This is a genomic window from Idiomarina sp., assembly GCF_048260185.1.
Classification (GTDB): Bacteria; Pseudomonadota; Gammaproteobacteria; order Enterobacterales; family Alteromonadaceae; genus Idiomarina.
The window spans coordinates 207,354-219,937 of record NZ_JBLXHB010000005.1; the positions used below are offsets into that span (position 1 = coordinate 207,354).

At 43.1% G+C, this 12,584-nt stretch carries 10 protein-coding genes; all 10 read left to right on the forward strand.

Going from position 1 to position 12,584, the window contains the following annotated elements:
- The first annotated feature begins 28 nt into the window (after positions 1 to 28).
- The 10 genes from ACN0RF_RS12115 to ACN0RF_RS12160 all read left to right on the forward strand — a co-directional run bounded on the left by ACN0RF_RS12115 (position 29) and on the right by ACN0RF_RS12160 (position 12,487).
- Entirely contained in the window at positions 29 to 1,126 is a 1,098-nt protein-coding gene (locus tag ACN0RF_RS12115) for a glycosyltransferase (RefSeq protein ID WP_417439210.1), read from the forward strand.
- 74 nt (positions 1,127 to 1,200) lie between these two features.
- A complete protein-coding gene (locus ACN0RF_RS12120) occupies positions 1,201 to 2,340 on the forward strand; it encodes a glycosyltransferase (protein WP_417439211.1) in 1,140 nt (379 codons plus the stop codon).
- The gene (locus tag ACN0RF_RS12125) at positions 2,337 to 3,368 is read left to right on the forward strand and encodes an EpsG family protein (protein ID WP_417439212.1); all 1,032 of its coding nucleotides are present in this window, start codon (positions 2,337 to 2,339) and stop codon (positions 3,366 to 3,368) included. The genes ACN0RF_RS12120 and ACN0RF_RS12125 overlap by 4 nt, the downstream gene beginning before the upstream one ends.
- Positions 3,369 to 3,490: 122 nt before the next feature.
- Entirely contained in the window at positions 3,491 to 5,374 is a 1,884-nt protein-coding gene (asnB, locus tag ACN0RF_RS12130; RefSeq protein ID WP_417439213.1) for an asparagine synthase (glutamine-hydrolyzing), read from the forward strand.
- Between the two features lie 60 nt (positions 5,375 to 5,434).
- The gene (locus tag ACN0RF_RS12135) at positions 5,435 to 6,568 is read left to right on the forward strand and encodes a glycosyltransferase family 4 protein (RefSeq protein WP_417439214.1); all 1,134 of its coding nucleotides are present in this window, start codon (positions 5,435 to 5,437) and stop codon (positions 6,566 to 6,568) included.
- Positions 6,561 to 7,523 (forward strand): NAD-dependent epimerase/dehydratase family protein, encoded by a 963-nt coding sequence (locus ACN0RF_RS12140; RefSeq protein ID WP_417439215.1) that lies wholly within the window; start codon positions 6,561 to 6,563, stop codon positions 7,521 to 7,523. The genes ACN0RF_RS12135 and ACN0RF_RS12140 overlap by 8 nt, the downstream gene beginning before the upstream one ends.
- 14 nt (positions 7,524 to 7,537) lie before the next feature.
- Positions 7,538 to 8,086 (forward strand): sugar transferase, encoded by a 549-nt coding sequence (locus ACN0RF_RS12145; RefSeq protein ID WP_417439216.1) that lies wholly within the window; start codon positions 7,538 to 7,540, stop codon positions 8,084 to 8,086.
- On the forward strand, positions 8,083 to 9,138 hold the full coding sequence (locus ACN0RF_RS12150; protein WP_417439217.1) for an NAD-dependent epimerase: 1,056 nt from the start codon (positions 8,083 to 8,085) through the stop codon (positions 9,136 to 9,138). Before ACN0RF_RS12145 ends, ACN0RF_RS12150 begins: the two co-directional genes overlap by 4 nt.
- 122 nt (positions 9,139 to 9,260) lie before the next feature.
- Positions 9,261 to 12,026, forward strand: a complete 2,766-nt coding sequence (locus tag ACN0RF_RS12155; protein WP_417439281.1) for an SLBB domain-containing protein — start codon at positions 9,261 to 9,263, stop codon at positions 12,024 to 12,026.
- Between the two features lie 164 nt (positions 12,027 to 12,190).
- Positions 12,191 to 12,487 (forward strand): hypothetical protein, encoded by a 297-nt coding sequence (locus ACN0RF_RS12160; RefSeq protein ID WP_417439218.1) that lies wholly within the window; start codon positions 12,191 to 12,193, stop codon positions 12,485 to 12,487.
- Positions 12,488 to 12,584: the final 97 nt, after the last annotated feature.

A 12,584-nucleotide genomic window follows, 5' to 3' on the forward strand; every position in this document is an offset into this window, starting at 1 on the left:
ATATTACTTGTATAGGGAGTAGCTTAAGGTGCCAAGTCACAAAAAAGTTGCAAGAAGAAATGTTGCGCTCGCGTCGACTTCCTTTTCGGGAGGTGGTGCAGAGAAAGTTATGGTTATATTAGCAAATAATTTTGTTAATAAAGGTGTGAAAGTCGACTTCGTTGTTGCAAAAGATTCAGGTCCTTATAAAGAAAGTCTTTCAAAGCATGTAAATAAAATAGTATTGTCTGGTAATACTAGTATAGCGTTAGTTAATCGATTAATAGGTTTTTTTCGGTTGATAAAGTATTTTAGATATAATAATCCTGTATCGTTTATGTCAACATTAAGAGAGTTTAATGTATTTTGCTCAATAGCTCACCTCTTATCTCGAAGTAAAAGTAAAATAATTGTTAGAGAGGCAGAAACGCTAGATCCTTTAGTAAACACAAAGGAACTCAAATCGAAAATCCTATTATTCTTAATGAAATTTCTTTACAGAAAAAGCGATTGCGTTGTGGCTAATAGTGATGCCACGAAAAAAGATTTAGAAGAACATCTCTCTCTTGATAATAAGAAGGTTAAGCGGATTTATAACCCGTTGATCCTTCCCGAGCACAAAAGCCCAGAAAAAGAAAACTTTATATTAGGATGTGGGCGTCTGCATGAGTCAAAGAATTTCTCAGATTTAATTTTGGCGTTCTCTAATGTTAAGAAAAGGCATCCAGATTTTAAGCTTGTCATATTAGGTGAGGGATCAGAACGGGAAAATCTTAACTCTTTGATTAATGAGCTAGGGCTCTCTGAGTCGGTTACCTTAGCGGGTTTTGTTGATAATCCATATAGCTACTTTTTAAGGGCAAAATTATTTGTTCATACTTCAAAGTGGGAAGGTTTTGGTTATGTGTTAGCGGAAGCTATGGCATGTGGAACTTCTGTTGTGGCTTATGATAGCAAAGGTGCGATAAGTGAGGTTCTAGGACAAGGAAAGTATGGTCGACTCGTTGAGAATGGTAATGTAAAAGCGTTGTCCGACTCTATTTGTGAATGCATAGTATCGCCATATTCTAGTGATACGCTGAAGGTCGGTACGGAAAGGTTTAACGTTGACTTAATTTGCGATTCATATCTGGATATTATGGGTTAATATCCAATTTTTAACTTTGATGTAAATTATTCTCGTCGTGATTTGCAGTCTATTCGCATTTTTTAGGAAGCGAAGTGAAAAAACATGTAGTACATATTATTACTGGGTTGGAGAATGGCGGTGCAGAAGGTGTGCTATTTCGACTCTGCATACATGATGCGAAGTGTCGTCATAGTGTCATTTCTCTAACATCGGAAGGCAAATTTGGCTTGCTTTTACGCCAGGAAGGAATACAGGTAATAAGCCTTGGTATGAGAGGTAATATTGGCCTATTAAGGAAGTTACTTCAACTTCGTAAAGCTCTCAAAGAGCTGTCTCCCGATGTAGTTCAAACATGGATGTATCATGCCGACTTGATAGGTGGGCTTACTGCAAAGCTTTCTCGTATCAAAAATATCAATTGGAATATTCGTCACTCCAATTTGTCTCGAAGCCATAATTCGCTTTCGACTATTTTAGTGGCGAAACTTTGTGCTTGGCTTAGTCGCTCTATACCAAACTCTATAGTTTGTTGTGCCGAACAGGCTAGACGAACTCACGAGGAACTAGGTTATGACTCTAGCAAAACAGTTGTAATACCAAATGGCTATGATTTTAGTGAAACAAATAGAACCACACCGAAAAATATAAAAAAAGAATTATCTTTGAATAAAGCCACTCCACTTGTTGGAATGGTTGCTCGCTACAACCCACAAAAAAACCATGCCATACTCCTACGTGCGTTCAGTTTAATTGAACATGATGATGTTCATCTAGCTTTGATTGGTCCGAGTATTACTAAAGAGAACAATGAGTTAATTACTCTAATACGGTCTTTAAATATTAGTGAGAGAGTTCATTTACTTGGTGAGCGCACAGATATACCGAGTTTGATGGGTGGACTCGATCTTCATGTGCTATCGAGTTCTTCTGGCGAAGGATTCCCTAACGTAGTTGCTGAGGCAATGGCAAGTGGAACGCCTTGTGTAGTCACTGATGTAGGGGATGCAGCTGTGATAGTTGATAATCTCGGTTGGGTAGTAGAACCTAGTAATGAACATGCTTTGAGTGAGTCCATTCAAAAAGCACTCTCTGAAAAAAGAGATAAGCCTACTTTGTGGGAGCAACGCAAGATCGACTGTTCTCAATCTGTTAGACAACGGTTTTCCGTAGAAAAAATGATTTCTGCATACCATAAAGTATGGGAAAAGGCTAAAGATAGTATTTATAAATGACAATTTATTACGTAACTTTTCTTTTCCTTTTTATAGTTGGATTTATTTATGAAAGACTTCAACTAAAAAAGGGAGCCGAGATCTTCATTATCGCCTCTATTTTGCTAGTAATGCTAGTTATTTTTGGCTTTCGTCATGAGGTTGGAGTCGATTGGTTTAATTATATTCGAGTATACGAGCGACACGTTGGTGACGCTTGGTCTTTTAGTACGCCTGAAATAGCCTACAAGTATTTAAACGTATTTTCAGACATGCTCGGCACGGGGATAGTCGGTGTTATTTTTGTAAGCACGCTACTTCTCCTTTTATTTAGTTTTGCAGCTCCGTATAGATTAGGAATAAATCCATTTTACTATATGGCATTGGTCGCGCCTTACCACCTTGTCGTGTCCGGAATGAATCTGACACGGCAGTCAATTGCTATTTCTATTTTTATTTTTGCTGTTACTTATCTGTTGCAGAAAAGAAAATTACTTTATGCATTTTGGATTTTCGCAGCGTCAATGTTTCATTTTTCTGCGATACTAATGTTAGGTTTTCTTTTTATTGACTTCAAAAAACGTTATTTAATTCCTCCTCTTCTGTTTATAGTTATTCCGTTATTAGCTGTCGCTCTTAAGTTTTATGATCAATATCTTGACACGGAAATGCAAAACGCTGGTTTGATTTTACGAGTTGGCTTTTTATTCCCGGCGGCTTTACTAATTCTCGCTCATAAGAAAAAATGGATTAAGATGGATTTAATCCGTTTCAGACTCTGCCTGGTGACAGTGCTTATGGCTCCTGGATTGTTAGTAGCTTCTTTGCTTTCAACAACAATGGCAGATCGCTTTTCTTATTACTTTATTGTTTTGGCGGCATTGCTCATTATGGAGCAGGTGATTAAATCAAAAAGACGTTCTTTTGACCTCATGACGTATGCGTCTCCGCTACTATGTGTTACTGCGATGGTGGCTTTTTTGATTTGGCACATGGGGAGCGGATATATTCCTCAATATGAGTTCCAGCATTTATTTAGCCAGAAATAAACTTTTTATGAGTAAGAGCGACTGGCTATGCGCAAGTGTTGCAATTATTAGTTCAATGTAAGTAACGAAAGATTTTGACTATCTCGATAATATCAACGTATTAATATAGGGACTGACGGTAAATGTGCGGTTTTTCTGGTTTTTTTTCGAACCAAAATTCGAGAACTGATGCTCCTTTGATATTGCAAAGGCAAGCATCCACAATAGAGCATCGCGGGCCTGATGACTCTGGAATCTGGTTTGATGAACAGTCAGGTATAGGCTTTGCGCACAGACGCTTGTCTATTCTGGAATTATCTTCAGCAGGCCATCAGCCGATGATTTCGAATGATAATCGCTACGTAATTGCCTTTAATGGTGAAATTTATAATCATTTAGAGCTTCGTGGTCAGCTTAATAGTCGAAATCCGGAAATTGTTTGGAATGGTCATTCGGATACAGAAACCCTGCTTAATTGTTTTGCTTATTGGGGAGTAGAAGAGACATTAAAAGCTAGTGTAGGGATGTTTGCTTTTTCGCTTTGGGATAAGAAAGAACAGCAGCTGACACTTGCGCGTGACCGCTTAGGAGAAAAACCACTATATTGGGGATGGTGCGGTGATACCTTATTGTTCGGTTCTGAACTAAAAGCATTAAAGGCTCATCCTGATTTCGACTCTGAAATAAATCGTGATGCTTTGGCGCTTTTATTGCGCCATAACTACATACCCGCACCTCATACAATTTATCAAAAAATTGAGAAACTCCCTGCTGGTCATTTTGTTCAAATTAAAAAAAATGATCGCCAGCTTGACGTTAGCCCAAAGCCATACTGGCATTTAAAGTCGGTGATCGAAAATTGTATCGCTAATCCGTTTTTAGGTAATGATGCTGATGCAGTCAACTTATTGGAAGAGAGGATTAGTCAAGCTGTTGAAGGTCAAATGCTTGCTGATGTTCCGCTAGGTGCCTTTTTAAGTGGCGGAGTCGATAGCAGTACGATAGTTGCCTTGATGCAAAGACAGTCGACTCAACAGGTGCGTACGTTTGCTATTGGGTTTGAGGACGCAGGCTATAACGAAGCAGGATACGCGAAGGAAGTAGCTAAACATTTAAATACTGAGCATACAGAGTTGTATGTAAGTGCAGATGATGTTCTTTCCCTGGTGCCTAAATTACCGGAAATCTATTGTGAGCCTCTTGCAGACAGTTCTCAGTTGCCAACTTTTTTAGTAAGCCGCATGGCGAGACAACACGTAACGGTTGCATTGAGTGGTGATGGTGGCGATGAGTTGTTTGGAGGGTATAACTATTACCAATTTGGCCCGCATATTTGGAATAGACTGAAACTATTACCCTTACCCTTGCGGCAGATAGCTGAACGCACTCTAAGGGGACTTCCGTTATCTGACAAACTTTCAAAGCTTTTGAGGGTTTTCCCAGCTAAAGATCAATATAACTTTTATCAAATCCTTATGAGTCACTGGAATGATTCAGAACTCGTTGTAAAAGACTCGAGAAAATTGCCGACATTTATTGATGACCCAGCTCAATGGCCTGAAACAGATTCCTTTGAGGAATGGATGATGGCAACTGGTACGGGGCAGTACATGACGGATGATATTCTAGTGAAAGTCGATCGCGCTGCAATGGCGAACAGTTTAGAAACACGTGTGCCACTATTAGATCATCGGGTTGTCGAACTGGCTTGGCAGTTGCCATTGCATATGAAAATTCGAAAGGGGGTCGGTAAATGGGCGCTACGAGAGGTTTTGTATCGTCATGTGCCTAAAGCAATGATCGAACGACCTAAAAAAGGATTTTCAGTTCCTCTAGGAGAATGGTTGCGTGGCCCGTTACGGGAATGGGCTGAAAATTTAATTAGTGCCCACCGTTTAGAATCAGAAGGTTACTTTCACCCAGAGCCCATTCGCAAAATATGGCAATCACATTTAACAGGAAAGCACGATCATTCTTTAAAATTGTGGAGCGTACTTATGTTTCAGGCTTGGTTAGAAAAGCAGTAATAATTTTATATTCCTGATGTACCGCTAGTGCACATTAAACATTAGAACTCGAGGTTGTTTTTGAAAAAAATTCTTTTCGTGGTTAACACTCCAGAGTTTTTCCTCTCGCATCGGGCGCCTCTAGCCGAGGCCGCGGAGCGAAACGGATATTCAGTGCATGTTGCTACCTGTGCAGGTATAGCAGCAGAAGAGATAACGCGACGAGGTTTCATTCATCACGAAGTGCCATTCAGCCGAAGCGGGCAAAACCCCTTTGTTGAACTAAAAGCGGTATGTAAGCTGCTGATGCTATTTAGAAAAGTTAAGCCAGACTTAATTCACCTAGTTACTATAAAGCCAATGCTATATGGTGGTCTAGCCAATCGTTTTAGTATTAGTGTACCTCTTGTTGGTGCAGTTTCTGGGCTTGGTACGGTATTCACATCGTCTTCGTTGTTAGGTAGGTTGCGTCGTTTTGTAATTAAAAGACTTTATTCATTTGCTCTTGGTTGCCGCTTGGTGAAAGTTATTTTTCAGAACCCAGATGACAAGGCGACCTTATTGAATAGCGGCGTCATTAGCGAAAGAAATACGGTTCTGATACGTGGCTCGGGCGTTGATCTAAATGAGTATGAGGCGGTACCGGAACCTGATGGTGACAAAACCCAAGTTGTTATGGCGGCTCGCTTGCTCTTGGAGAAAGGTGTTTGCGAGTTTTACAAAGCCGCTGAGTTATTAGTTTCGCGTAATGTGCCGGTAGAATTGAAACTTATTGGTACGCCGGACCCCGGTAACCCGAAGAGCTTGTCTGAGTCAGAGTTTGAGTCCTGGAGGGAAAAGCCTTTCATAAATGTTCTAGGCTTTCGCAAAGATATTGCCACACAGTATGCCAACGCAAATATAGTCTGTCTGCCCTCATACTATGGAGAAGGCTTACCAAAGTCTTTAATAGAAGCAGCCGCATGTGGTCGAGCTATTATTACTACTGACTCTCCGGGCTGCAACTACGCTATTGAAAATGGTGTTACGGGACTGTTAGTTCCACCAAAAGACCATATTGCATTAGCCGATGCTATTGAAGAATTGGTGGTCAACGAAGGTAAACGAAAACAGATGGGCAAAGCTGGCAGGGCCTTCGCTGAAAAACACTTTGATATTGACGTTGTAGTGAAACAGCATTTGGCTATATACGAAGAGTTACTTAGTTATGAGTGAACCAAGCAAGCTGCTTATTACTGGTGCCAGCGGGTTTATTGGCAATGAGTTATTTAAACAGCTAAGTAATAATGGGTTCCAGGTAAATGGCACTGCGCGACAGTTTCATGGAGACTCTATTGTCGCTATGCCATTAGATACAAAGGACTGGTCACCAGTTTTAGATGGTGTAGAGACAGTTATTCATTGCGCGGCTTTAGCGCATGTACCGCAGTCAGACAATGGGGAGTTTGTCTCTCAGGTTCGTGAATATAATGTTGTGGCTACGCAAAGGCTGGCTAAACAAGTGAAAGAGAAGGGTGTAAAGCGCTTTATATTTTTGAGTTCAGTAAAAGCCTTAGGCGAGTCAACAATTCCCGGGAGCTCCTATAAAAACACAAGTGAATATTCACCTGAAGACTTATACGGTGAGTCAAAACGCGATGCTGAACTGGCCTTGAAAAAGGAGCTTTCAGGCTCTGAGACTGAGTTTGTTATTATTCGCCCGCCACTGGTCTATGGTCCGAGTGTAAAGGGTAACTTTAAAGCTTTAATGGGGTTAGCTAAGAAAAATATTCCTTTACCTTTTGGCGCAGTAAAAAATAAAAGAAGCCTGGTTTCGTTAGAAAACCTGGTTAGCTTAATTATTACTTGTGTTAAGCACTCGCAACCTCTTAATGAAACATTTTTAGTCAGCGACGACTACGACGTTTCAACCAAAGAGCTGTTTGAAACCTTAACCCGAGCTTATGGTAAAAAGCCTAAACTGTGGCCATGCCCGGTGGGACTAATGCGTTTTGGTGCAAAAATACTGGGTAAAAAAGCCATTGCCGACAGGCTGTTTGGTAATTTACAACTTGATATAACCCACACTAAAAAAACGTTAAATTGGGAGCCGCCAGTTAGCTTTCAACAGGCAATACAAACCTGTGTTAATCATGAGCTGCACAACTCTAATAAACCCGACAACCAATAGTGATAACCTATTCAATGATTCGTGTTCTTGATTTTCTATTTTCTCTTTTTGGCCTGATAGTTGGCTTCCCCATACTTGTTTTACTTACCCTTATTGGGTTGTTTGATACGGGTTCTCCTATATTCCGGCAAGAGCGAGTCGGCAAAAACAAAAAGCCTTTTGTTCTGGTTAAGTTCAGAACAATGAAAAAAGACACTGCCTCTGTAGCCAGCCATTTAGCCAGTAGCGCGTCTATTACAAAATTTGGTCATTTTTTACGTCGCACCAAGCTGGATGAACTTCCGCAGCTTTGGAATGTTCTAAAAGGTGAAATGAGTTTAGTTGGCCCACGGCCAGGGCTTTTTAATCAGGAAGAGCTAACCCAGGCGCGAGAAGCAAAAGGCGTGTTTAACGTTCGCCCCGGCATAACCGGTTTAGCGCAAGTAAACGAAATAGACATGTCGACACCGCAGTTACTGGCAGAAACCGACGCAAAAATGATTAACACACTTAATATAAAAAGCTACTTTCAGTATATTTTAATGACGGTTACCGGCAAAGGTTCTGGAGACAGAGTGAAATGAAGGTTTTAGTAACAGGCACGGCGGGTTTTATTGGTTTTTACACGGCCTTAAAGCTGCTAAAACAAGGCCATACCGTAGTTGGGCTAGACAGTATTAATGACTACTACGATGTAAACCTAAAATATGGTCGTTTACAAGAAAGCGGCATACAGCAAAGCAATATTGAATACGGTGTAACGGTTCAGTCCGGTTTATACCCTGACTATTCTTTTGTGCAGTTAAAACTTGAAGACAAGCCCGCATTAGACGCCTTGTTTGAACAAGAGCAGTTTGACGCCGTATGTAACCTAGCCGCTCAGGCCGGGGTGCGTTATTCACTGGAAAACCCTAACGCTTATATAGATTCCAACATTGTCGGTTTTATGAATGTGTTGGAGGCTTGCCGCCATAACGGCGTTAAAAACTTAAGTTATGCGTCTAGCTCGTCGGTTTACGGTCTGAACGAACAAATGCCGTTTTCAACTTCGCATAGTGTGAACCACCCGGTGAGCTTGTATGCTGCCACTAAAAAGTCCAACGAACTTATGGCGCATACCTACGCGCACCTGTACGACATACAATGTACTGGTTTACGCTTTTTTACCGTTTATGGCCCCTGGGGCAGACCCGACATGGCGCCTTTTATTTTTACCAAAGCCGCATTAAAAGGCGACACCATTAAAGTCTTTAATAACGGTAAAATGAAGCGTGACTTCACCTATATTGACGACATTGCCGAAGGTGTAGTGCGGGTTATTAAGAACCCATGTAAAGCCAGCAGTGAGTGGAGCGGTAAACAACCGGATCCGTCCAGCTCCTCGGCACCATATAAAATTTATAATATAGGCAATAGCCAACCTATTGAGCTTATGACTTTTATAGAGGCTGTTGAAAATGCGGCGGGTGTTGAAATACCCAAAGACTTTCAGCCCATTCAACCCGGCGACGTTGTCGCCACTTATGCCGATGTGTCTGAGTTAGAAAGCGACATGGGCTACAGGCCGTCAACGCCAGTTACTGAAGGCATGAAGCGCACTGTTGACTGGTATCGCAGCTTTTATGGTTTGGCTTAAGCTGTTACTTTTCTCTGTTAACAAATTGCTGTATCTTACTTGTCACTTTTACCTGTTGCTGCACTCACGTTTTAATACTGGGTTTTAATACAAAAATAATTGAGGGTTATACCTTGCTGACTATGAATAAAAATGCATTAAACGCCATGCAATTTTCTGTTTCTACGGTTCTTTTTGCTGCTGTTTTTGCTTTGGTAACAAGCTTGTTTTCAGTTAATGCGGCGGCGCAAGCCATGCCCAGCCAGGAACAGCTTGAGCAATTACAAAGCTTACCGCGTGCACAGCAAGAGGCGCTGGCGCGTCAGTATGGTATTGACCCTTCAGCAATTGACCAGTTTAATGCTGCCCAGCGCGACGGCGACTCCAGTGCCAAGCAGGAAGTGGATGTTGTTAGCGAGCGTTCAGGTAATGGTGGGCAGAGCGGGCAAGCGAGCTCGTCCTTTATGTCGGAAGATTTACAAAAAGAGTTTAACCGGGGGCGTTCAGAGTTAAAGCCTTTTGGTTATGATATTTTTTCTGGTGAACCCGACACTTTTGCCCCGGTGGCGCACGCACCTATTCCGGCTAACTATTTAATTAGCGTGGGCGATGTTATTCACGTTGAAATGTTTGGTAAGCAGGACGAGAGCTTTAAGTTAACCGTAAACCGCGATGGCAGCATTGTATTGCCCGACGTAGGCGAAATGAAAGTGGCCGGCATGACCTACTCCTTAATGCAGGAGATGATCCACCACGAAGTGCAGGAACGCTTAATTGGTTATAAAGCGGCAGTCACTATGGGTGAGCTGCGTTCTATTCAGGTGTTTATTGTGGGCGAAGCCTACAAACCGGGTGCTTACACGGTAAGCTCGCTGGCGACTATAAGCCAGGCGTTGTATGTAGCGGGTGGCGTTTCAGATATTGCTTCGTTACGTTCGGTGCGTTTAATGCGTGGCGGTAAAGTCGCGTCCGAATTTGACTTATACGACTTGCTGTTACAAGGCGACGCCTCTGCTGACAAAATTCTAAAAAGTGGCGATGTTATTTTTATTCCGGCACGCGGCGACATGGTTGCGGTAAAAGGTGAGGTAAAACGCCCGGCGCTATACGAATTAAAAGGCGATGAAACCTTAGAGGACGCCCTGGAATTTGCCGGTGGCGCTACCGACTCAGCCTATTTAAGCTCTGCCGAGCTGCGCAGAATTGTAAAAGGTAAACGCCTGGTTAGCACCGTAGACTTAACTACGGAGCAAGACTTAAACCGTGAGCTTAATGGCGGTGACGCTTTAACCATTCGTCAGGTGTCGCAGGAGCTGGACAATAGCTTAATGGTTGTTGGCGCGGTTACCCGGCCGGGGTATTACGAATGGCAAAATGGTATGCGCATTAACAATATATTGCGCGATGTTCGCCACGACCTGTTGGAGCAGGCGGACTTAGGCTACGGCCTGGTAGTGCGCGAGCAAGGCCCGCGCCGAGACGTGAAAATTCTGCAGTTTGATGTGGCCGACGCCATTAATGGTGTGGAAGGTGAAAACCTGCGCTTAAATGAGCGTGATCAGCTTGTAGTTTTCAGCCGCTTTGAAACCAAAGCCGAAGAGCGCGATAACTTGTCGCGTTATACCTTGTCGGAACAAGAACGCGAATATCAGCAGCGTCAACGTCAGTTAGATGCCTACCGCGACGCCTACTTAAATGACGTAGTTAATACAAAACTAGCCGGCTCCTCAGAAAGCCCGGACGCTGAGAACGAAGACAAAATTGTGCCTTTGCGCGAGTTGTTTACCGAAAAGCAGGAAGAAGAGCCTACGGTGAAGAAAGAGCTGGCTATGTATTCACGCCAGAACTTACTTGAACCTATTATGCAGCGCATACAGCGTCAGCGTACGGCAACCGGCACCGCGCCCTTTGTATCCGTTGCCGGCGAGGTTATGCACCCGGGTATTTACCCTTTAGTTGAAAATGCCACGGCGGAGAAATTGCTGGCCGCAGCCGGTGGCCTGAAAAATGGTGCTTACACGGAACAGGCAGAAATTACCCGTTGGGCCATTGGTAAAGACACCGCCAACACCGACTATTTAAAAGTAAACTTAGCCGAGGTTATTAACGGTGAAGTGAATGTACCTTTGCAGGGGCGTGACCGTTTAAACGTACTGAGTATTCCGGAATGGCAGAATACCTATGAAGTGACCCTGCGGGGCGAAGTTCGCTTTCCAGGTACCTACGCTATTAAACGCGGCGAAACGCTGACAGACGTTATTAAGCGCGCAGGCGGTTTTACCGACCATGCCTTTTTGGAAGGGGCGGTGTTTACCCGCGAAGAGCTGCAGGAGCAGGAACAAAAACGCAAAGAGATGCTGGCACAGGAGCTGCAGCGCGAAATTGCCAGTAATATGATTACCGGCACCGGCGACGCTAACCAGTCTTACGACCAAATGCGTACCTTGCTGGCCGACTTAATGTCGACACCGGCGGTTGGTCGTTTAATTATGGATTTACCCAAAGTGCTGTCAATGAACGGCAGTCGCGACGTGCAGCTAAAAGACGGGGACACACTGCATGTGCCTTCGCGTAGCGACTCTATTAGCATTATGGGCGAAGTGCAAATGGCCACCTCTTACCGGTTTGACTCTGAGCTAACCGTTGATGACTACATTAGCCGTAGCGGAGGAACAAAAGAAAAGGCCGATACCGACCGGATATATATAGTAAAAGCCAACGGCGCAATAGAACCTTATAAAGGTGGTAGCAGTTGGTTTGGGTTTGGCGGCGGTACCGATTTAGGTCCGGGTGACGCTATTGTGGTACCGCTGGATACTACCTATACTGAGAGCCTGGAGCTGTGGTCAGAGATTACTAATATTATTTACAACTCGGCTGTAGCCGTAGCTGCTATCAGTAGTATTTAATACTACTTCGTAAAGAAGAGTTAAAAGCACAATTGCTTGAAAAAAATAGAAAAATCTAGTTTGCAATTTGTTGCGTAGCAACATACTATGGAAGTTGCTGTTAATTAAAATAGTTTTAGTGACAGCGATACATGTATCTATATCTCTGGAGTGAGGTTAACATTATGAAAACATTAGCATTATCAGTAGTTGCTGCGTTAGGCTTAGCTGCCGCACCAGCAATGGCACAAGACGGCGCTGCAGGCGCAAACGCTTCTGAAAGCGGCTACGGCGGCTTATCAACTGAAGCTTGGGTATTTGCAGGTGTTGCAGCAGCAGCAACTGTAGCAGTTGTTTCTGACAGCTCTTCAAACTCAGCTATCGACCCAACTGACCCGACTGATCCGACAGACCCGGATCCAATCGTTACAGTTACTGGTACAGGTACTAACACCTATACTATTACTATTCCAGCTCAGTAAGCTTTACTGAGTTAAGAATACGTGACCAGTAGCCTGAGTTAAGTGTGGAGAAGCGCTTCTTTGCGTCTTGCTTAGGTTACTGTGATAAAATACCGCC